Origin of the sequence: Novosphingobium sp. (assembly GCF_965228995.1) — a bacterium.
GTDB lineage: Bacteria > Pseudomonadota > Alphaproteobacteria > Sphingomonadales > Sphingomonadaceae > Novosphingobium.
In genome coordinates, this window is record NZ_OZ245852.1 from 74,114 (window position 1) to 93,131 (window position 19,018).

Consider the following 19,018-nt stretch of genomic DNA (forward strand, 5'->3'; position numbering starts at 1 on the left):
AGACGCTAAACGGAAGGACCAACGATGTTCAAGACTGCCAAGACCCTGGCCCTCGGGCTCTTTGCCGCCGCCTGCATTGCCGGCCCCGCCCATGCCCAGTCCGCCGACTGGATCCGCCAGGTTACCCGCACCATCGCGGCCAAGCAGACCTACCCCAGGGCCGCGCAGGCGCGCGGCGAGGAAGGCACGGCCAAGGTGAAGATCTATGTTGCCGCTTCGGGCGTGGTGGAACGCGCGGAACTGGTTACCGCTTCGGGCTCGACCACGCTCGACCGCGAGGCCCTGGCCCTGCCGAGCCGCACCGGTTCGGTGCCGCCGCCGCCGGGCGGGGCGACCACGGTGACCGTGCCGATCACCTGGAAGCTGCTGTAAGCGCTGCCAGACCAGTTGACGACCGGAGCCAGAGGGCCCTCGGCCGAGGAAGGGACGGAGCAATCCGTCCCTTCTTTTTTGCGGTCAGCCGATCAGCTCTGGCGCCATTTCGCCCTCGCCGAAGAAGGCCTTGAGCGCGGCAAGACCGCGATGGATGTTGACCTTGATCAGGGCTTCGGACTGCCCGGTCATCGTGGCGGCCTCGCGGACGGAGAAGCCCTGCAGCTTGACCAGACGGATGGCATCGGCCTGCGGTCGGCGCAGGCGTTCGAACAGCCCGGCCATCACGATGCCGCTGAGCGAAGCGCTTTCGTGGCTGGGAACGCCGTGGAGGCCTTCGTCGAGTTCCTCGGTGCGGTTGCGCCCCGCACTGCGCAGACAATCGACGCCCTTGAAGCGGGCAATCGCCGCCAGCCAGGGCAGAAACGGACGGCCCGGTTCGAATGTGGCCCGCTTGAGATGGAGCGCGGTAAGCGCTTCCTGCACCGCATCATCGACCATTTCAGGCGAAAGGCGGCGGGCGAAATAGCGGCGAAGCCAGCGGCCCGCCTCTTCGAGCAGCCGGCGGTAGGCTGCCGCATCGCCGGCAAGGCTGGCAGCCATGGCACCCTCCCAATCGTAGCCGACGCTCTTGCGCGAGCCGATTGCGGCGCGCCGGACGGTCTCCAGTTGGCTTGCCATGCTTTCCTCCTTTGCCTCTCGATGCACCATCAGTGCCCGAGGCACCGCAAGTGGGCCACGCACCAGATGGTTATATTATCGATGCATGCCGGGAATGAGTGCATTCAAGTCGTTATTTCAAAAGAATAAATTCAGGCGCGCCGGGGCGTTTTCGCCCCAGTGCGGGGGCCAGTTCGCGCGTTGCGGGCAGGTCTGGCGCCACATCACCGGTGATCAGGCGGGCGCCGCGCTGGTAGGTCAGGTAGCTCCACAGCCAGCTGATGCCAACCGAAAGGCGATTGCGGTGCCCGGTCAGGAACCAGATGTGGGCCACGCACCAAAGGAGCCACGCGGGCAGGCCAGTCACGCGCAAACGGCCAAAATCCGCGATCGCGCGGCTCCGCCCGATGGTCGCCATGTTGCCCCAGTCGCGGTAGCGGAACGGCGCCGCACTGCGGCCTTGCAACGCCGCGCGAATTGCGCGCGCGGCGTATTCGCCCTGCTGCTTGGCGACCGGCGCGACGCCCGGCAGCGCGCGTCCGGTGGCATCGGTGCAGGCAGCCGTATCCCCGATCACGAAAATGGCCGGATCGCCCGCCGGATGGAGATCCGCGCCGACCGGTACGCGGCCCGCACGGTCACCCTTGCAGCCGAGCCATTCCGCCGCGCGGCTGGCCATCACGCCTGCCGCCCAGATGGTTGTGGTCGCCCGGATCCGGTCACCATCGACCGTCACGCCCTCGGCATCGATATCGGTTACGTCAGCCTCGAGCCGGACTTCGACGCCCAGTTCCTCGATCCCCTTGCGCGCCTTGGCCGAAAGCGTGGGCGGGAAGGAGGGCAGCAGCCGATCCCCGCGCTGCAGCAGCACGATGCGCGAGCAATGCGGAGTGATGTGGCGGAAATCCATGCTCACCGACTGCCGCGCGAGTTCGGCAATCGCGCCCGCCATCTCGACCCCGGTCGGGCCGCCGCCGATCACCACGAACGTGAGCAGCGCCTTGCGCCTTGCTTCGTCGGTTTCGGTTTCGGCGCGTTCGAGCGCGAGGAGGACGCGGCGGCGGATCGCGGTTGCATCGTCGATGGTCTTCACGCCCGGCGCGAAGGGTGCCCAGTCCTCGCGGCCGAAGTAGCTGTGCGTCGCGCCGGTCGCAATGATCAGCCAGTCGTAGGCGAGTGGTTCGCCGTCGCCGAGAATGACGCGGCGGCGCTCCTGATCGACGCCATAGACCCGGTCGAGCAGCACGCGCACGTTGGGCTGCCGCGCAAGGATCGCACGGATCGAGCCGGCGATGTCTGCGGGCGATAAGCCGGCGGTTGCGACCTGATAGAGCAGCGGCTGGAACAAGTGGTGGTTGCGCTTGTCGATCAGGGTCACCTCGACCGGCGCACCGGCCAGCGCCTTGGCCGCCGCCAAGCCGCCGAAACCACCGCCCACGATCACGACATGGGGGCGCCTGGCTGGCCCGCTTTCGGCCACTTCATCTGCTTTTCCGGCCATCGCCTTGCTCCCGCATTACCTGGCAAGTGGTTCGCGGGGAACGCGCGGATCGTTACAACGCTTCAGGGCGAGCGCAGCAGGGGATCGGCCGCAAAGGCGGCGATGAGGTGATCGGCCAGCGCGCGCACGCGGGCGGCGATGTAGCGCCCGGCGGGCATGACGAGGTGGATCGGCATGTCTGCGGGGGGATGATCGGGCAGCACTTCGATCAGGCGGCCGCTGGCGAGATCGTCCTCGAACAGCCAGCGAGCGTTTACGGCGATCCCGATCCCGGCAAGCGCCGCCGCGCGCAGGGCGTCCGGACTATCGGCGCGGAAGGTGCCGCTGACTTCGACCGGCGGCTCGCTGCCGAGTGCCCATTTGTTGCCCGATGCGAGCAGCGAATAGCTCAGGCAATTGTGCGCGGCGAGATCGGCAGGCCGGTGCGGCGAGCCATATTCCTCGAGGTAGGCCGGAGCCGCGACCATGACCCGGCGGGCGACCCCGATGCGGCGCGCAATCGAACGGCTATCGCCAATCGCGCCGACCCGGATCGCGAAATCGAGGTTGTCGGAAACGAGGTTGAGAGCGTGGTCCGACACTCTGAGATCAATCTCGATGCGCGGCTGCACGCGCTGGAAATTGGCAAGCATGGCGATCACGCGCGACTGTGCGAGCGTGAGCGGGGCGGTCAGCCGCACTTGCCCGCCCAGCGCGCCGTGCAGGCCCACTGCTGCTTCGGCCTCGTCAATCGCGGCGAGAGCCCGGAGCGCGGCCTCATAATAAGCCAATCCCTCGCTGGTCAGCGCGATCGAGCGGGTCGTGCGCTTCAGCAGCGCCGCGCCGAGGTGGCGCTCCAAGGCGCCGACCTGGCGCGAGACGGTCGACTGCGGCAATTCGAGACGCGCGGCGGCGCGGCTGAAACTGGCCGCATCCGCGACAGTGATGAAGGTGCGCATCCAGCCAGTGAGATCATTCACGCTCCCTACCTGCACGAACGGTCGATGCTGGTAAAGCACCATTCCGGCCCGCATGAGCACAGTTTGATGCGTTTCATGGATAAATCATATGTGACCGGCACTGCTTGCAGCAAGCGCAGTTGACGCCCATTGTCTGGGGGTTCTTCCGCTGCTCCTGCCGGTTTTGCGGCACCGTGTCGGTGCCAGCCGATCAGGAAGCCGGTCGCGGGCACAGGGCGATAGAGCCATGGAAATGCATCAGGTCCGGTACTTCCTGGCCGCAGCACGCCTGCTGAACTTCACGCGCGCTGCAATCGAGTGCAACGTGTCGCAGCCTTCGCTGACCAAGGCGATCCAGAAGCTGGAAGACGAGTTTGGCGCGCCGCTGTTCCGGCGCGAGCGGGCACGCACCCATCTGACCGATCTGGGTAAGGCGATGCTGCCGCACCTCGAGCGCAGCTTCGAGGCGGCGCAGACGGCAAAGCAGATGGCGCGCGGGATGGGCCGGGCGGAGATTGCCCCGCTCGCGCTCGGCGTGGCGCGGACAGTGGAGCATGCCACGCTGGAGCTCGTGCTTTGCGAGCTGGGCAAGAGCCTGAGCGGGCTGGAACTGGCGCTGGCGAGCGGTTCGTCGCGGGAGCTGATCGAACTTGCCATGGCCGGCTCGCTCGATCTGATCATCGCCGAAATGCCCGATGAAGCGCCTGAGCGGCTCGATTGCTGGCCGTTGTTCGCGGATGCCTGGTGCGTGGTCACCCGCGCCGATCATCCGTTTGCGATCGCGCCGCCCGCCTCCCCGGCGGTGCTGGAAGAGGAAACCTGGATCGATCTTGCCGGTGACGGCTGCGCCACGCTCGCGCGGATCGCCACGCAAGTCGGCGCGGCGATCGAGGTGCGGCATCAGGCGCAAGGCGCGGCGCAGCTGCGGCAGATGGTGCAGGCCGGGCTTGGCTGCGGATGGACGCCGCGCAGCCTGGCCGCGCCGCCGCTGGCAGCAACCGAGCTGCCCTTCGGATCGATCGAGGCGCGGTTCGTGCTGGCCTCGGTGGCCGGAAGGCGCCGGTCGGTGGCGGCGGAAGCCTTCCTCCGGGCCGCGCGGGCGCAGGACTGGGCGCTCGCGAGCGGTTCCGGGGCAGCAGCCGAGACATAGCAGCCGCGCATGGACTCGATGCATCGCGGGACATTTCCCCGGCGCGGCAATAGGTTCTATGAGATCAGGATGGACCGGCCACCTTCTCCTCCCGCCCCGCTGGCGCCGCAGCTGGCGCAAATCCGGCGCCGCAACCCGGATCTCGGCCCGTTTTTCGACGAGGTTGTGATCGCGCTGCGCGCGGCGGGCGTCGGTGCGTCTGCGCCGAAGGTGGGCGAGATGTTCCCGGATTTCTCGCTGCCAACCGCGCAGGGCAGCTATCGCCGGTTGGGCGACCTGCTCGATCAGGGGCCAGTCATCGTCAACTTTAGCCGGGGCCGCTGGTGCCCCTATTGCGTGCATGAAGTTTCGGCCTGGACCGGCATGCTGCCCGAACTGGCCGAGGCCGGGGTGCGCTTTGTCGAGATCACCGGCGAGACGGGCGGCGGCGCGCGGGCGATCGGTGCGCTGCTTGGGGCATCCCCGCACGCAGACGTCGCCGAAGTGCTGTGCGATGTCGATCACGGCGTTGCGCTGTCGCTCGGCCTCGCGTTTTTTGCGGGCGATCCGCTGCTCGATTTCTACCGCAAGGTGGGCGTCGATTTCCACGAGCTCTATGGATCGCCGAGCGGGTTCCTGCCGGTTCCGGCAACTTTTGCGATCGATCAGGCCGGGCGCATCCGGTTTGCCTATGCCAACGTCGATTTCCGCGAACGGGCGGAACCGGCCGACGTGCTGGCCGCGCTGCGCGAAGGCTGAGCCTTACCAGCGCAGAAGCGGCGGCACGGCGAAACGGATCGCGGTGGCCGCCAGCAGCATCGCCGCAGGATAGACCACCGCCGCAAAGGCCATCGTGCCCGAGGGGCAGAACAGGCTGTAGGCAAAGGTGCCGAGGGCTGCGGCGGCCCAGCCGGTCAGCCAGCCCGAGCGGGCGAGATCAGTCGGGGCCGCGCGGCGCAGCCACAGCACCAGGCCCGCACCCACCAGCAGCGCCGACACCAGCGCGACGGCGAAGCAGCGGGCAATTTCAAAAGGAGCCGCTTCTTCGAACGGCATGCGCTTGCCCGCCACAATGCTGTTGAGCAGCAGGCCCATGAGGCTGATCGGCAGCAGGCCGAGGAGCACCGTGCCGGCAAGCATCGCGCCGCCATCAGCGCGGCCCGGAACACCGGCGCGCAAGGCCGCCACCAACATGGCAAATCCGCCGGCAAGCAGGATTGCGCCCCGTGCGATCACAATGGGTGCGGGATGGAGGGCAAGCACATCGGCGCGCAAGCCAAGCACCAACCACACCGCAAGGACGGCCAGCGCGGTGAGGAAAAGCCCCGCCGCGACTCCGCGCCACACGCGCAGGGGCGCAACTGGCGTGAGATCACCGACCAGCGCCGCGATCGTCTGGTCGATTGTCGGATCGTCCCGATCTGAGGGCATGACAGGTCCTTCTCTGCACCGCCGCGCCTGGGAAAGAGACGGCCGCGACCGGCTGGACCGCAATAAGCGGCTGGCCGGGTTCGGGCCACGTGGCATCTTTGCTCGCCCCCCGCAAGACCGGCCCGCATGCCAAGAGGATAGCGGGCCGGTCGCTGCGCGGAGCAGGCGGCGCGGGTTTAGCCCCGGCGCAGCAGACGGTCGAGCGAGAGTGCTCCACCGCCTTTGGCGATAAGCGGCAGGAGAATGGCCGCCCAACTGAGATGTGTCGGCCAGGCATCCGGATAGACGAAGACCTCGATTACCGTGGTCATGCCGAGCAGCCCGAGCGCAGCAAAGCGCGTGCCGAGGCCGAGTACCAGCAGGATCGGGAACAGGTGCTCCGAATAGGTCGCCATGTGGGCGGCCAGATACGGCGGCACGAACGGCAGTTTGTAATCGGTGTCGAACAGGTAGTAGGTGCTGTCGGTGATCGTCAGCCACCCTTCGACCTTGGTCCGGCCCGACTGGAAGAACACCGCCGCGATGCCGAGCCGCGCCACCAGCAGCAGCACGGTTTCGGGCAGCAATCGCCCGGCAAGTTCGGCCAGCCGGTTATAAATGGATACGAGAGCGGTCATGCGGGGATACCTCGTTTGAACCGGCGGGCGCTCCGGATGGCCGGAGCGCCCGGCAGCAATCAGTGCGCTTTCGCGGTCAGCGAACCATTGCCCTTGGGCGTCTTGATCGAGGTGCAGGTGCCAGCCTTGACCAGCATCCACGCGTTGCCCTGATAATCGACCTTCGAGGTTCCGGCGCAGCTCGTGCCCGGACCCGCGGCGCATTCGTTCTTGCCGGCCTTGGCGACGCCGTAGCACTTTTCCATGGCGGGCTTGGTATCGGCCGCGTGGGCAGCGCCGGCAACAAGGCCGAGAGCGATCGAGGCGGCAAAAGCGGTTGCAGCAATCTTCATGACAAATTCCTTTTCGAACGGTTGAACCAGAGGGATTGAATGCGGGAATAAAGGGGCCGGCGCGCGGTCTGCGGCGCCCTTGCCCCCGTGTCCGGAAATGTTCGCGCCGGCCACGTTGACCAGTTCGCCATGTGCCGGGCAGCGGTTACAGGCCGCAGCATTTTTTCGGCGCGGGTGGACCGGGCGCGGGACAAATCCTAGGGAGAGGGCGAAACAAGTCACCGTGGTGAAAGGACAATCGGAACGTGCGGAACTTTGCGCTGGAGGTGTACTTCTCGAAATGGGAATTTGCGGCGAAGTATCATCTCACCGCATCCGACGCGCAGAGCATGACCGTTTCGCAGCTGCTCGCGCATGCTTCGCCGGCGGACCGCGAGCGGTTCGACAACTTGCACCTGGGCTACACCAAGACCTTCGGTGCGGAGCCGCTGCTGCACGAGATCGCGCAGACCTACGATGCGATCGGCACGGACCAGCTGCTGTGCTTCGCCGGCGCGGAGGAAGGCATCTATGTTGCGATGCGCGTGCTGCTGGGACCCGAGGACCACTGCATCGTCATCACGCCCAACTATCAGGCGGCCGAGACGATCCCGCTTTCGATCTGCACGGTGACCGGGGTCGCGTTGGCGGCAGACGCGGGCTGGGCGCTTGATCTCGATGCCGTGCGCGCGGCGCTGCGCCCGAACACCAAGGTCATCTCGATCAACTTTCCCAACAACCCGACCGGGGCGATCCCTTCGCAGGAGACATTCGCTGCGCTGATCGAGCTGTGCCGGGAGCGCGGGATCTGGCTGTTCAGCGATGAGGTATACCGTCTGATCGAGCACCGCGATGATGCCCGCGTGCCGCAAGTGGCCGATGTCTATGAACGCGGCGTCTCGCTCAACGTGATGTCGAAGAGCTATGGCCTGCCCGGTCTGCGCATCGGCTGGCTGGCCTGCCAGGACCGCGCGTTTCTGGAAAGCTGCGAGCGCTACAAGCACTACCTCTCGATCTGCAATTCGGCGCCGTCGGAGCTCCTGGCCGAGATCGCGCTCAAGGCGCGCGTGGCGATTGTCGGGCGCAACCGCGATATTGCGCACCGCAACCTCGCTCTGCTCGACAGCTTCTTTGCCGATTTCCCCGGCTTGTTCGATTGGCGCAGGCCCGATGGCAGCTGCGTGGCCTTCATCCGCTACAAGGGTGAGGATGGCGCGGAGCGCTTTACCGAGCGGCTGGTCGAGGAAACCGGCGTGCTCCTGCTGCCCTCGAGCATTTATCGCTCCGAGCTGGGCCCGGTGCCGCAGGATCATTTCCGCATCGGCTTTGGCCGCAGCAATCTGCCGGAGGGACTGGCGGTGTTTCGCGACTGGTTGATGCGCAACCGGGCTTGAGCGAACGAACTTTCCGGCGCACAAAAAAATGCCTGCCGTGTAACCGGGCGGCGACCCATGGCGAATAATCCGCTGCCATCACGGCGCAACATTCGGAGACGACCCATGACCACCCTCAGAACTGGCTTTGCCCTCGCTGCCAACGCCGCCCTCATCGCTGCCGCCATGGCCGCTGCCCCCGCACCTGCCATCGCCAAGGCGAAGGCTGCCGAAGTCGTGCACTGCTACGGCGTGAACACCTGCAAGGGCACTTCGGACTGCGCCGCGGGCAACCACAGCTGCAAGGGCCAGAACGAATGCAAGGGCCAGGGCTTCAAGGCTCTGTCCAAGGACGCCTGCGCTGCGCAGGGCGGCAGCCTGACCGAGCCCAAGTAAGGCCCGGGTAAAGCTCTGCCGGCTCAGCGGGCAACCCTCCCGGCTGAAACCGGCCCCACCTGTCCGGGGCTCCTTGTCCCTGCCCTCCAGTGGCGCCGCCCCCTCTCCGGCGCCCCATGGAGCCCCGGCCTTTTTCTTGCGCGGGAAACCCCGATGACCGAAACTCTCGCCGGCTTTGGCCTTGGCATGCGCCGGCCGCACTACCGGTCCTATATCGACGGCACTGCGCCAGTTGATTTCATCGAGGTCATCTCGGAAAACTTCATGATCCCGGGCGGCAAGCCGCTCGATACGCTGTTGAAGGCGCGCAGCAACTACGGCCTTGCGCTGCACGGCGTGTCCCTGTCGATCGGCTCGGCCGACGGCCTGAGGGACGACTATCTCACAGAGCTTCGCCGCCTTGTCGACATGATGGAGCCCGCGGTGGTTTCCGACCACTTGTGCTGGACCCGGATCGACGGCTTCAATTCGCACGATCTGCTGCCGCTGCCCTATACCGAAGAAGCGCTGGCGGTCGTCTGCCGCAACATCGATCACGCGCAGGAAGCGCTTGGCCGCCGCATGCTGTTCGAGAACCCTTCGAGCTATATCGTCTTTCCCGGCGCGATGACCGAATGGGAATTCCTTGGCGAAATGACCCGGCGCACCGGCTGCGGCCTGCTGCTCGATGTCAACAATATCCACGTCAGCGCGGTGAACCACGGGTTTGCCGCGGCGGACTATCTGGCGGGCGTGCCGATGGACGCGGTCGGGCAGATCCACCTTGCCGGGCATGTGCAGGGCGAACACCTGCTGATCGATACGCATGACCAGCCGGTGCCGGAGGAAGTCTGGGCGCTCTACCGCGCCGCGATGGCGCTCGCCGGCCCCGTCCCGACGATGATCGAGCGGGATGATAACATTCCCGAACTGGAAGAGCTTTGCGCCGAACTCGACGTGGCCCGCGCGATCAGTGCGGATACGGCGGCCGAGAGGATTGCGGCATGAGCCTGCTCACGTTGCAGCGCGATTTCCGCGATTGGCTGGTGACGGGCGAGGACAGCGCGGCGGCAGCGCTGGGCGGCGGGCCGGGCACGGCCGTCTACCAGAACAACTACCGCACCGCGCTCGTTTCCAGCCTGGCCGAGACATTCCAGCGCCTTGTGCTGTGGCTTGGCGACGAAGCGTTCGAGACCGCCGCTGCGCGCTATATCGATGCGCGTCCACCCTCGAGCTGGACGCTCGATGCCTATGGCGAAGACTTCACCGATTTTATCGCGACGCTGTGGCCCGATGATCCCGAAGTGGCCGAGATCGCGCTGATCGACTGGACCGTGGGGCAGGTCTTTGTCGGCGCCGATGCCGAAGCGCTGCAGCCCGCGGCGCTGGCGGTGGCCGATTGGGAAACCGCCGTGATCCGCACGGTGCCCTCGTTGCTCGTGCTGCCGATCACCACCAATGCCGATGCGATCTGGCAGGCGCTTGCCACCGCGCAAGCGCCGCCGGCTGCAGAGATGGCCGGGCCGGGCGCGGCGCTGCTGGTCTGGCGGCAGGGGCTCGAACCCGTCTTCCGCCGCGCCGAGGCGCATGAGCGCGATGTGCTGGCCTGGTCTGCCGCGGGCAAAGGCTTTGCAGCCGTGTGCGAACGGCTGGCAGCCACGCTCGGCGACGACGCGGCGGTTACCACGGCAGGAACGCTGCTCGGCCGCTGGCTGGCCGAGGGCATGATTGCCGCAGTGGGCTAGCCGCTCAGGGCTTCGCGCACTTGCGCGCGCAGCATCGGCAGCACATCTGCCTCGAACCACGGATTGCGGCGCATCCAGATCGTGCTGCGCCAGCTGGGATGCGGCAGGGCGAAGAGACTGGCCGGGCCTGTTCCTGCCGCGCGGACGCGTTCGGTGAGCGTGACCTTCGGGCCCGGCGCATAGGCGGCCTGCGCATATTGGCCGACCAGCAGGGTGAGCCTGACTGCGCCGAGCTCAGCGCGCAGCGGTGCGTGCCATAGCGGCGCGCATTCGCGGCGCGGCGGGGCATCGCCGCCGCTGCCGGAGTCCTTGGCGGGAACCTTGCCGGGATAGCAGAAGCCCATAGGCATCTGCGCGACCTTCTCCGGATCATAGAACGTCTTGCGGTCGAGCCCGGTCCATTCGCGCAGGCGGTCCCCACTCGGATCGTCCCACGGAACGCCCGAGGCATGGACCGCAGTGCCCGGAGCCTGGCCGATGATCAGGATTTTCGCGGCTGCGCCAGCCTGCACGATCGGCCTGGGCCCGAGCGGCAAATGCTGCGCGCAGACCGTGCAGGCGCGGATCCGGCCAAGGAGTGCGGCCAGCGGCTCATCCGTCATCGCAGGGAACCGCAGCGAACCGGTTGGCGCAGGCTTCGATCGCCAGCTTGAGGCGCGGGGCAACGAAATCGAGGAAGGCGCGCAGCTTGAGCGGCTGGCTGCGCTGGCGGCGATGGACGAGATGCACGGGCAGCTGTTCGAAGCCCTGATCGGCGAGGACCGGCGCAAGCTGGCACGCCCCGACGCAAGTTGCCGCCTGATAGGACATGACCCGCGCGATGCCGAGCCCGGCGGAGGCCGCTTCGACGACGGCATCGCCGGTGTTGACCGAATAGCGCGGGCTGATCGTGACGGAACGCGCCGTAGCTCCCGCGCCGATCCGCCAGACGCGGCGGGTCTGGAGGCCCTCGAACGCGATGCAATCGTGGCTGGTGAGGTCTTCGGGCTGCGCGGGTTCGCCGCGGCGGGCAAGGTAATCGGGGCTGGCGACAAGCACCCAATGGATATGCCCGACCTGCCGCGCCACGAGTTCGCTGTCGGGCAATTGGCCGACGCGCACCGCGACATCGACGTGCGATTCGACGAGATCGATGTTGGAATCAGACAGAACCAGCCGCACAGAGACATCGGGATAGGCGGCCAGGAACGCGTGGACGATCGGCGCGACATGGAGCTTGCCGAGCATGATCGGCGCAGTGACGAGGAGTTCGCCGCGCGGCACCCGGTATTCTCCGCTGGCCGCGCGTTCGGCATCGGACAGATCCTCGAGCAGCCGCCGCGCTGACCCCACATAGGCCTCACCCGCCTCGGTCAGGATCAGCTTGCGGCTGGTGCGCACGACCAGCTGCGCGCCGAGATGCGCCTCGAGATCCGAAACGCGGCGGCTCACCGTGGGGAGCGGCGTGTTGAGCGCGCGCGAGGCGGCAGAGAGGCTGCCACCATCGACGGCTGCCAGCAAGGTGCGCATCGCTTCGAACCGGTCCATCGGGCTTTCCGCTTTATGGAAGGGAGAGTTGCCAAGGTAGCGGATACTGCCACCCGGCGAAAGGACCTACTTGGGGCTCACCGGCCGAAACCGGCCTGCTCCCAAGGAAAGGACACCACCGAAATGTCGCGCATCCCCACCCCCGCCACCATTGCCGATGCCCCCGAAGCTTCCCAGCCGCTGCTTGAAGCAGTGAACAAGGCGATCGGCACCGTGCCCAATCTCCACCGCCTCGTTTCCACCAGCCCGGCCGCGCTCGAAGGCTATCTCGCGATGAACGGCGCGCTCGCCAAGGGCAAGGTGCCCGCCGCCACCCGCGAGCGGATTGCCCTCGCCGTCGCCGAGCTCAATGGCTGCGACTATTGCCTTTCGGCGCACACCTACCTCGGCAAGAACCTCTCCAAGCTCGATGACGCCGAGATCACCGCCAACCGCAACGGCGCCTCGAACGATCCCAAGGCCGATGCCGCGGTGCGCTTCGCGGTCCAGCTGGTGAAGACCCGCGGCCATGTCAGCGCTGCCGAAGTCGAGGCGCTGCGCGCCGCCGGCTACAGCGATGCCCAGGCGCTCGAGATCGTCCAGCACGTCGCGCTCAACACCTGGACCAACTACGTCAACTCGGCCTTCGCGACCGAGATCGACTTCCCGGTGGTCACCGCGCGCAGCTCTGCTGTCGCGGCCTGATCCCCTCGCGGGCGCCTGCTTTCCCCTCCCGGCGGGCGCCCGCCCCCTCCTTTCAAGGACCGTCCCCCCATGTCGCTCAAGTCCCGTGTTATCGGCGCTGCCGTCTCCGCATCGGTGCTCGTCGTGAACGTCGTCGCATCTTTTCCGGCGCTCGCGTAACCATCCGGCTGTAGCGCTGCGGTGCGGCGTTACGGTATGCTGGGACCGCGCGACTCCGCGCGTCCATCGCCGCCCGGCGCACAGCAGGAACCGACCTTTCATGGAAACGATTGGCGCCGATCTTCGCGCGATGCAGCGCACTCCGCTTCACGACAGCCATGTAGACGCGCTGCGGGCGGCAGGCACTGTGGTGCATTATCCCGCCGGTACGTTCCTCGCCCGGCCCGGAGATCCTGCCGACAAGTTCACGTATGTCGAGGAAGGCGAGGTCGAGGTCGTCAATCCCTATACCGAGCAGCGACATCTCGCTTCCTCGCTGGGGCCGACGCAGTTCATGGGCGAGATCGCGTTCCTGAGCGGCGGTACCGTCTCGCTGGCGATGCGTGCGGCGCAGGACACGCGGGTGATCGAAGTGCCGCGCGAGGCGATGCTCGAGCTCATGGCGCAGATCCCCGAGATGTCGGACATCGTGATTACGGTGTTCGCCGCGCGCCGCCGCCGCCAGCTCGACGAGCGCGACAGTTCGTTGCAGCTGATCGGCGAGGAAGAAGATGCGGCCATCCGCCGCGTCGCCCAGTTCGCCAGCCGCAACCGGATTCCCTATGGCTCGCTCAAGCTGGGCAGCCCGGAAGCCGCCGCAGCGGCGCAGGCCTGCTCGATCACCGCGACAAGCCCGGCGGTCATCTTCGGGCGTGATACCGTGGTGACCGACCCGACGCCGGACAAGATCGCGCATCTCCTCGGCCTCAACCGCGAGCTGCAATACGACGAGGCTTTCGACGTGCTGATCGTCGGCGGCGGACCGGCGGGTGTGGCGGCCGGGGTCTATGCCGGCGCCGAAGGGCTGTGCGCGCTGGTGATCGAGGATCTGGCCATCGGCGGGCAGGCGGGCACCTCCAGCCGGATCGAGAACTACATGGGCTTCCCGACCGGCATTTCGGGCGGCGACCTCGTGTGGCGCGGCGAAGTGCAAGCGATGAAGTTCGGCACGCGCTTTGCTCTGCCGCGCCGGGTAACCGCGCTGGAGCAGCTGGACGACGGCATGTTCTGCGCCACCTTCGACAACGGCCAGCGCGTGCGCGGCAAAACGGTCATCGTGGCGGCGGGCGTGCAATACCGCCGCCTGCCGATCCCGCGCCTTGCCGAGTTCGAGGGCGCGGGCATCTATTATGCAGCGACCGAGATCGAAGCGCGGTACTGCCGAGGGACGCAGGCGGTGATCATCGGCGGCGGCAATTCCGCCGGGCAGGCAGCGATGTACCTCAGCCGATCCGCCCACTGCGCGCATGTCGTGGTGCGCGGGCCCTCTCTGGCGCTTTCGATGTCGAGCTATCTTTCGGAGCGGCTGGAGGCCGATCCCGGCATCGCAATTGCCTACAATTCCGAAGTCGTGGCGCTGCATGGCGGCGCGCATCTCGAAGGCGTGACCTTGCGCGACACGAAGACCGGCGAGACGCACGATATCCCGACCCGCGCGCTGTTCATCATGGTCGGCGCCGCGCCCAATACCGAGTGGCTTTCGGGCCTTGTCGAGCTTGACGACAAGGGCTTCGTGAAGACGGGACCGGCGGTGGGCGCCGCTTCGCCTTATGCGACCTCCCATCCCGGCATCTTCGCAGTGGGCGATGTCCGCTCCGGCTCGGTCAAACGCGTGGCTTCAGCCGTGGGCGAAGGATCGGTGGTGATCTCGAAAGTGTGGGATTACGTGAACGGCGGCTAGGCCGATCAGTTGCACCAAGAAACTTAAAACTCCACCAGATCGGTTGAGATTCTTCTCGCACAGCCCCCGGCGGCGTGGTAATGTTATACCATAAAACGTCGTTCGGCCCGTGTTGCTTGCATCGGGATTGTTCGTTTCGTTCCCGATGCTCTCGCCCCGCAACCCGGGCTGTCCGGCACAGCCGAGGAGAGCATGCGATGGCTTATGTTACCCCCCTCAATGACCAGGGCGCCAACCGGCGTCGGATCATGGCGCTGGGCGCCGTGATCACGGTTCATGGCGTGATGGCGCTGGCCATCTTCACGGGCTTTGCCGGCGGCGTGATCCGGATCATCGAGAAGCAGCACCTGCCGGCCTGGAACTTTGTGCCGCCAAGGCCAAAGATCATACCGGAACCAGTGCCATCGCCATCCGCGCATCCGCGCACAAGGGACGCCAAACCGGTTGTGCCCGATCCCCGCGATCCGATGATCGATAGCAAGATCGATCTGGGCCCGACAACGCTGCCGACGCTGCCCACTGGTGGCGGGCTTGGCGGTGACCTGCTGCCACCACTGCCGCCCCCATCGCCCAGCCCCAGCTTTACCCCGCGCGCGGCGAAACCGCTGGGCGCGCCGGGCAAGTGGGTATCCGATGCGGACTACCCGGCCGGTGCACTGCGCCGCGGCCAGCAGGGTGCTGCCGCATTCGAACTGACCATCGGGCCTGACGGGCGCGTGCGCGATTGCCGGATCACCCGCTCGAGTGGCTCGGCCGATCTCGATGCGGCGACCTGCGCGAAAGTCAGCGAGCGCGCCAGCTTTACCCCTGCGCGCGATACGCACGGCGATCTGGTCGCTGGCAGCTTCAGCGGCGTAATCCGCTGGCGCATTCCGGAGTAACTTGCCCCAAACTTCCGTTGCAATGCAGCAAGATCGCGGCTTACCATCCTCGCTTGGGCATGGAGGGCCTGCGATCTTGCCGTTTACCTGTGATCTTGGCGGCGAACGGCACGGCTTTGCCGATCTCAAGGCCGTTCTCGCCGCCGCCAGCCCGGCGCGATCGGGGGATGAGCTGGCCGGCCTTGCGGCGTCCAGCGCCACGCGGCGAGTGGCAGCGCGGTGGGTGCTGGCGGATCTGCCGCTCACCACGTTCCTGAGCGAAGCACTGGTCCCCTACGAAAGCGACGAAGTCACCCGGCTGATCATCGACAGCCACGATGCCGCCGCTTTCGCAGCCATCGCGCACCTCACGGTCGGCGGATTTCGTGACTGGCTGCTGAGCGAGGCGGCGGACGAAGCCGCGCTTACGGCGGTCGCGCGCGGGGTGACGCCGGAAATGGCCGCTGCCGTTTCCAAGCTGATGCGCAACCAAGATCTGATCGCGGTGGCGAGGAAGATCCGCGTGGTGACGGCTTTTCGCTCCACCATCGGCCTGCCCGGACGGCTTTCCACCCGGCTCCAGCCCAACCACCCGGCGGACGATCCGCGCGGGATCGCCGCCGCCGTGCTCGATGGTCTGCTCCACGGCGTGGGTGACGCGGTGATCGGGGTAAACCCCGCGACCGACAGTGTGCCCGCCGCCACGACGCTGATCCGCATGCTCGATGAGCTGCGAGGGGCCTATGCGATCCCGACCCAGACTTGCGTGCTGACTCATGTGACCAACGCATTGGCGATCATCGAGCGCGGCGCGCCGGTTGATCTGGTGTTCCAATCAGTCGCGGGGAGCGAGGCGGCCAACGCGGGCTTCGGCATCGACCTCGCCGTATTGCGCGAGGCCCATGCGGCGGCGCTGGCGCTGGGGCGCGGCACGGTCGGCAGCAATGTGATGTATTTCGAGACCGGACAGGGCTCGGCGCTTTCGGCGGAAGCGCACCACGGTGTCGATCAGCAGACGATGGAGGCGCGCGCCTATGCCGTTGCCCGCGCGTTCAATCCGCTGCTCGTCAATACGGTCGTCGGCTTCATCGGGCCCGAATACCTCTATGACGGCAAGCAGATCATCCGCGCCGGGCTGGAGGATCACTTTTGCGGCAAGCTGCTTGGCCTGCCGATGGGCTGCGACGTCTGCTACACCAACCATGCCGAGGCCGATCAGGACGACATGGACAGCCTGATGACCTTGCTGACAGTGGCGGGATGCAGCTTCCTGATCTGCGTGCCGGGCAGCGACGATGTGATGCTTTCCTACCAGAGCCTGTCCAACCACGACGCGCTTTATCTGCGCAGCGTGATGGGCGTTCGCCCCGCGCCCGAGTTCGAGGCGTGGCTGGCCGAAGTGGGGATCGCCGCGCCCGATGGCACGCTGCGGGCGCTGGCGGATGGCGCATCGCCGTTCGTGCGCCAGCTGGCGGAGAACCTTTCTTGAGCGAAGTGGTGCCGGGCGAGCTCTGGGCAAAGCTGCGGCGGACCACCCCGGCGCGGATCGCGCTCGGCCGCGTGGGGCATGCCTTGCCGCTGGGCGAAGTGCTGGATTTCCAGCTCGCCCATGCTCGCGCGCGCGATGCCGTCCACGCCGCGCTGGATAGCGCCGCGCTTGCGGCCGAGCTGGAACCGCTGCCGGTACTCCACGTCGAGAGCGATGCGCCGGACCGGGCGACTTATCTGCGGCGGCCGGATCTGGGCCGCCAGCTATCGGTGCGCTCGGCCGCAATGCTGGCCGAGGCAGGCGGCCGCTGCGACGTGGTCTTCGTGATTGGCGACGGGCTTTCGGCAACCGGCGTGCAGGCAGGTGCGGCGCGGTTGGTGCGAGCCTGTGTGGAGGAACTGGGCGGCCTCACCATCGGCCCGGTGGTGATCGCGCGCGCGGCGCGGGTGGCGCTTGGCGATCCGGTGGGCGAGGCGCTGGGCGCAAGGGTCTCGGTGATGATCATCGGCGAGCGGCCTGGCCTTAGCGTGCATGACAGCCTCGGCATCTACATGACTTACGCGCCGCAGACCGGCCGCACTGACGCGGCACGCAACTGCATTTCCAATATCCACGGCGCAGGCGGGCTTTCGCCGCAGGAGGCCGCACGCACGCTCGGCTGGCTGCTGCGCGAGGCGCTGCGCCGCGCGCTTTCCGGCGTATCGCTCAAGGACGACCAGACCCCGACGCTTCCCTTCGAAGGACAAGGCCCCGCATGACCACGCCGACCGGTGGCCCGCAGCTGCAGAAGAGCCTTGGAGCGTTCCACCTCTGGGCGATTGCCGTGGGGCTCGTCATTTCGGGCGAGTATTTCGGCTGGAGCTACGGCTGGGCGAGTGCGGGGACGCTGGGCTTCCTTGTCACCACCGTGGCGGTGGCGGCGATGTACATCGCTTTCATCTTCTCGTTCACCGAGCTGACGACCGCGATCCCGCATGCAGGCGGGCCGTTTGCTTATGGCCTGCGCGCGTTCGGGCCGCTGGGCGGCGCGGTGGCGGGTTTTGCCACGCTGGTCGAGTTCCTGTTCGCGCCGCCGGCGATCTCGCTCGCAATCGGTGCCTATCTCCACGTGCAATTCCCGGGGCTAGAGCCCAAGCACGCTGCGCTGGGTGCCTACGCCGTGTTCATGGCGCTCAATATCGTGGGCGTGCAGATTGCGGCGAGCTTCGAAGTGGTGGTGACCCTGCTGGCAGTCGGCGAGCTCCTCGTGTTCATGGGCGTGGTGCTACCCGCCTTCCGCTGGTCAAACTTTCTGAGCGGAGGCTGGGCCGGACAGGATCATTTCAGCATGGCGGCGGTAGGCGGGATCTTTGCCGCGCTGCCCTTCGCGATCTGGTTCTTCCTCGCCATCGAGGGCGTCGCCATGGCCGCGGAAGAGGTCAAGGAGCCGCGCCGGACGATCCCGATGGCCTATATCTCGGGCATCCTCACGCTGACGGTTCTGGCCTTCGGGGTCATGCTGTTTGCCGGAGGATCGGGCAGTTGGGCGGAGCTTTCCAGTCTCAACGATCCGCTGCCGCAGGCCATGAAGCGCGCAGTGGGAGCATCGAGCGGGTGGCTGCACATGCTGGTGTGGCTGGGGCTGTTCGGCCTCGTCGCCTCGTTCCATGGGATCATCATGGGCTATGCGCGCCAGATCTTCGCGCTGGGGCGGGCAGGTTATCTGCCCGCAGTTTTCGCGCGGCTGCATCCCCGCTTCAACACGCCGCATGTGGCGACACTGGCGGGCGGCGTGGTGGGCATCGCCGCGATCTACAGCGATGCCTTCGTAAGCATCGCGGGCCAATCGCTGACCGCCAGCGTGGTTACGCTTTCAGCATTTGGCGCGCTGCTGATGTATGTTGTCTCGATGGCGGCACTGTTTCGCTTGCGGCGGAGCGAGCCGGACCTTGCGCGCCCGTTCCGCGCCCCACTCTATCCCCTCGCCCCCGCTTTCGCGCTCGTCATGGCGAGCCTCGCGCTGGTGACCATGGCATGGAACAACCGCGAACTGGCGGCGATCTTCGCCGGGCTGATGGTGGTGCTGGTCGCGGGCTCGCTGCTGCTGCGCCGCCGGGATGCGGACTGAAGCCTGATGCGCAGGGCAGC

At 67.0% G+C, this 19,018-nt stretch carries 21 protein-coding genes; 13 read left to right on the forward strand and 8 right to left on the reverse strand.

The genetic code is table 11. The features are described 5' to 3' along the window. Positions 1 to 24 precede the first annotated feature (24 nt). Positions 25 to 372: an energy transducer TonB family protein gene (locus ACO056_RS00340; protein WP_421850128.1), complete on the forward strand. Its 348-nt coding sequence runs from the start codon at positions 25 to 27 to the stop codon at positions 370 to 372. 84 nt (positions 373 to 456) lie between these two features. Here the strand turns inward: ACO056_RS00340 and ACO056_RS00345 are convergent, their stop codons facing one another. From ACO056_RS00345 to ACO056_RS00355, 3 genes are all read right to left on the reverse strand, one after another. Further along, positions 457 to 1,053, reverse strand: coding sequence for a sigma-70 family RNA polymerase sigma factor (locus tag ACO056_RS00345; RefSeq protein ID WP_421850130.1), 597 nt, complete (start codon positions 1,051 to 1,053; stop codon positions 457 to 459). 112 nt (positions 1,054 to 1,165) lie between these two features. Next, positions 1,166 to 2,533, reverse strand: a complete 1,368-nt coding sequence (locus tag ACO056_RS00350) for an NAD(P)/FAD-dependent oxidoreductase (RefSeq protein WP_421850133.1) — start codon at positions 2,531 to 2,533, stop codon at positions 1,166 to 1,168. A gap of 62 nt (positions 2,534 to 2,595) precedes the next feature. After that, the gene (locus ACO056_RS00355) at positions 2,596 to 3,492 is read right to left on the reverse strand and encodes a LysR substrate-binding domain-containing protein (RefSeq protein ID WP_421850136.1); all 897 of its coding nucleotides are present in this window, start codon (positions 3,490 to 3,492) and stop codon (positions 2,596 to 2,598) included. Positions 3,493 to 3,718: 226 nt separating this feature from the next. On the opposite strand from ACO056_RS00355, the gene ACO056_RS00360 reads away from it, so the two are divergent. Together ACO056_RS00360 and ACO056_RS00365 are read left to right on the forward strand one after the other, a co-directional pair. Next, positions 3,719 to 4,621, forward strand: coding sequence for a LysR family transcriptional regulator (locus ACO056_RS00360; RefSeq protein WP_421850139.1), 903 nt, complete (start codon positions 3,719 to 3,721; stop codon positions 4,619 to 4,621). Between the two features lie 69 nt (positions 4,622 to 4,690). Then, a complete protein-coding gene (locus ACO056_RS00365) occupies positions 4,691 to 5,359 on the forward strand; it encodes a peroxiredoxin-like family protein (RefSeq protein ID WP_421850142.1) in 669 nt (222 codons plus the stop codon). 3 nt (positions 5,360 to 5,362) lie between these two features. On the opposite strand, the gene ACO056_RS00370 is transcribed toward ACO056_RS00365, so the two are convergent. The 3 genes from ACO056_RS00370 to ACO056_RS00380 form a co-directional block, all read right to left on the reverse strand. Further along, a complete protein-coding gene (locus ACO056_RS00370; RefSeq protein WP_421850145.1) occupies positions 5,363 to 6,031 on the reverse strand; it encodes an NrsF family protein in 669 nt (222 codons plus the stop codon). Positions 6,032 to 6,207: 176 nt separating this feature from the next. Further along, entirely contained in the window at positions 6,208 to 6,648 is a 441-nt protein-coding gene (locus ACO056_RS00375) for a DoxX family protein (RefSeq protein ID WP_421850148.1), read from the reverse strand. A gap of 59 nt (positions 6,649 to 6,707) precedes the next feature. After that, positions 6,708 to 6,980, reverse strand: coding sequence for a DUF2282 domain-containing protein (locus ACO056_RS00380; RefSeq protein ID WP_421850151.1), 273 nt, complete (start codon positions 6,978 to 6,980; stop codon positions 6,708 to 6,710). A gap of 245 nt (positions 6,981 to 7,225) precedes the next feature. On the opposite strand from ACO056_RS00380, the gene ACO056_RS00385 reads away from it, so the two are divergent. The 4 genes from ACO056_RS00385 to ACO056_RS00400 all read left to right on the forward strand — a co-directional run bounded on the left by ACO056_RS00385 (position 7,226) and on the right by ACO056_RS00400 (position 10,452). Then, on the forward strand, positions 7,226 to 8,353 hold the full coding sequence (locus tag ACO056_RS00385) for an aminotransferase class I/II-fold pyridoxal phosphate-dependent enzyme (protein WP_421850154.1): 1,128 nt from the start codon (positions 7,226 to 7,228) through the stop codon (positions 8,351 to 8,353). 105 nt (positions 8,354 to 8,458) lie between these two features. Beyond that, positions 8,459 to 8,728 (forward strand): hypothetical protein, encoded by a 270-nt coding sequence (locus ACO056_RS00390; RefSeq protein WP_421850157.1) that lies wholly within the window; start codon positions 8,459 to 8,461, stop codon positions 8,726 to 8,728. 153 nt (positions 8,729 to 8,881) lie between these two features. Next, a complete protein-coding gene (locus tag ACO056_RS00395; RefSeq protein WP_421850160.1) occupies positions 8,882 to 9,715 on the forward strand; it encodes a DUF692 domain-containing protein in 834 nt (277 codons plus the stop codon). Continuing rightward, entirely contained in the window at positions 9,712 to 10,452 is a 741-nt protein-coding gene (locus ACO056_RS00400; protein WP_421850163.1) for a putative DNA-binding domain-containing protein, read from the forward strand. The genes ACO056_RS00395 and ACO056_RS00400 overlap by 4 nt, the downstream gene beginning before the upstream one ends. On the opposite strand, the gene ACO056_RS00405 is transcribed toward ACO056_RS00400, so the two are convergent. Next, positions 10,449 to 11,054 carry a uracil-DNA glycosylase family protein gene (locus ACO056_RS00405; RefSeq protein ID WP_421850167.1) on the reverse strand — a complete coding sequence of 202 codons (606 nt, stop codon included), beginning with the start codon at positions 11,052 to 11,054 and terminating at the stop codon, positions 10,449 to 10,451. The two genes, ACO056_RS00400 and ACO056_RS00405, sit on opposite strands and share 4 nt — an antisense overlap. Continuing rightward, a complete protein-coding gene (locus ACO056_RS00410) occupies positions 11,044 to 11,979 on the reverse strand; it encodes a LysR family transcriptional regulator (RefSeq protein ID WP_421850169.1) in 936 nt (311 codons plus the stop codon). The genes ACO056_RS00405 and ACO056_RS00410 overlap by 11 nt, the downstream gene beginning before the upstream one ends. Positions 11,980 to 12,102: 123 nt before the next feature. Between ACO056_RS00410 and ACO056_RS00415 the strand changes: the two genes are divergently transcribed. From ACO056_RS00415 to eat, 6 genes are all read left to right on the forward strand, one after another. Next, positions 12,103 to 12,663 (forward strand): carboxymuconolactone decarboxylase family protein, encoded by a 561-nt coding sequence (locus tag ACO056_RS00415; protein ID WP_421850172.1) that lies wholly within the window; start codon positions 12,103 to 12,105, stop codon positions 12,661 to 12,663. Positions 12,664 to 12,922: 259 nt separating this feature from the next. Beyond that, positions 12,923 to 14,542 (forward strand): FAD-dependent oxidoreductase, encoded by a 1,620-nt coding sequence (locus ACO056_RS00420; protein WP_421850176.1) that lies wholly within the window; start codon positions 12,923 to 12,925, stop codon positions 14,540 to 14,542. Positions 14,543 to 14,739: 197 nt separating this feature from the next. Next, the gene (locus ACO056_RS00425; protein WP_421850179.1) at positions 14,740 to 15,423 is read left to right on the forward strand and encodes an energy transducer TonB; all 684 of its coding nucleotides are present in this window, start codon (positions 14,740 to 14,742) and stop codon (positions 15,421 to 15,423) included. Positions 15,424 to 15,499: 76 nt separating this feature from the next. Then, positions 15,500 to 16,891, forward strand: a complete 1,392-nt coding sequence (locus tag ACO056_RS00430) for an ethanolamine ammonia-lyase subunit EutB (protein ID WP_421850182.1) — start codon at positions 15,500 to 15,502, stop codon at positions 16,889 to 16,891. A 5-nt stretch (positions 16,892 to 16,896) separates the two neighbouring features. After that, positions 16,897 to 17,649: an ethanolamine ammonia-lyase subunit EutC gene (gene eutC / locus ACO056_RS00435; RefSeq protein WP_421855608.1), complete on the forward strand. Its 753-nt coding sequence runs from the start codon at positions 16,897 to 16,899 to the stop codon at positions 17,647 to 17,649. Next, positions 17,646 to 18,998, forward strand: a complete 1,353-nt coding sequence (eat, locus tag ACO056_RS00440; protein WP_421850185.1) for an ethanolamine permease — start codon at positions 17,646 to 17,648, stop codon at positions 18,996 to 18,998. The genes eutC and eat overlap by 4 nt, the downstream gene beginning before the upstream one ends. Positions 18,999 to 19,018: the final 20 nt, after the last annotated feature.

Bases quoted from the DNA above. Each gene is read 5' to 3' on its own strand.
- ACO056_RS00400 (WP_421850163.1), top strand. From the start codon at position 9,712: ATGAGCCTGCTCACGTTGCAGCGCGATTTCCGCGATTGGCTGGTGACG.
- ACO056_RS00340 (WP_421850128.1), top strand. From the start codon at position 25: ATGTTCAAGACTGCCAAGACCCTGGCCCTCGGGCTCTTTGCCGCCGCC.
- ACO056_RS00350 (WP_421850133.1), bottom strand. From the start codon at position 2,533: ATGGCCGGAAAAGCAGATGAAGTGGCCGAAAGCGGGCCAGCCAGGCGC.
- ACO056_RS00370 (WP_421850145.1), bottom strand. From the start codon at position 6,031: ATGCCCTCAGATCGGGACGATCCGACAATCGACCAGACGATCGCGGCG.
- ACO056_RS00380 (WP_421850151.1), bottom strand. From the start codon at position 6,980: ATGAAGATTGCTGCAACCGCTTTTGCCGCCTCGATCGCTCTCGGCCTT.
- ACO056_RS00395 (WP_421850160.1), top strand. From the start codon at position 8,882: ATGACCGAAACTCTCGCCGGCTTTGGCCTTGGCATGCGCCGGCCGCAC.
- ACO056_RS00425 (WP_421850179.1), top strand. From the start codon at position 14,740: ATGGCTTATGTTACCCCCCTCAATGACCAGGGCGCCAACCGGCGTCGG.
- ACO056_RS00365 (WP_421850142.1), top strand. From the start codon at position 4,691: ATGGACCGGCCACCTTCTCCTCCCGCCCCGCTGGCGCCGCAGCTGGCG.
- ACO056_RS00360 (WP_421850139.1), top strand. From the start codon at position 3,719: ATGGAAATGCATCAGGTCCGGTACTTCCTGGCCGCAGCACGCCTGCTG.
- eat (WP_421850185.1), top strand. From the start codon at position 17,646: ATGACCACGCCGACCGGTGGCCCGCAGCTGCAGAAGAGCCTTGGAGCG.
- ACO056_RS00390 (WP_421850157.1), top strand. From the start codon at position 8,459: ATGACCACCCTCAGAACTGGCTTTGCCCTCGCTGCCAACGCCGCCCTC.
- ACO056_RS00415 (WP_421850172.1), top strand. From the start codon at position 12,103: ATGTCGCGCATCCCCACCCCCGCCACCATTGCCGATGCCCCCGAAGCT.
- ACO056_RS00375 (WP_421850148.1), bottom strand. From the start codon at position 6,648: ATGACCGCTCTCGTATCCATTTATAACCGGCTGGCCGAACTTGCCGGG.
- ACO056_RS00420 (WP_421850176.1), top strand. From the start codon at position 12,923: ATGGAAACGATTGGCGCCGATCTTCGCGCGATGCAGCGCACTCCGCTT.
- ACO056_RS00345 (WP_421850130.1), bottom strand. From the start codon at position 1,053: ATGGCAAGCCAACTGGAGACCGTCCGGCGCGCCGCAATCGGCTCGCGC.
- ACO056_RS00410 (WP_421850169.1), bottom strand. From the start codon at position 11,979: ATGGACCGGTTCGAAGCGATGCGCACCTTGCTGGCAGCCGTCGATGGT.
- ACO056_RS00405 (WP_421850167.1), bottom strand. From the start codon at position 11,054: ATGACGGATGAGCCGCTGGCCGCACTCCTTGGCCGGATCCGCGCCTGC.